General features: G+C 30.0%; 1 protein-coding gene. It reads right to left on the reverse strand.

The features are described 5' to 3' along the window. The coding region (locus tag SB752_RS32945) for an Arm DNA-binding domain-containing protein (RefSeq protein ID WP_410719586.1) at positions 1–253 on the reverse strand (253 nt) is incomplete at both ends.

Raw genomic sequence — 253 nt, forward strand, 5'->3', positions numbered from 1 at the left:
GTTTATTCGCTCTGAAAAAGAAAAATATATCATTTATTTTTTCTTCTGTGTTTTGTAGCTTATCATTTATAAATTGATAATTATTACTCGTTTCTCGTTTAGCATTAGGCTTAACCCTTGATCCATCCCAATATTTTTCAAGAACAGATGCTCCGACATTCTTTCTAATTCTCACGCCTTCTGCTCTAACTATAAATTGGATCGGTATTAATCCATTTGCACTAATTTTCTCTTTTCTTAATTCAAAACTAAC

Origin of the sequence: Brevibacillus sp. SIMBA_040, from assembly GCF_046535075.1 — a bacterium.
Lineage (GTDB): Bacteria > Bacillota > Bacilli > Brevibacillales > Brevibacillaceae > Brevibacillus.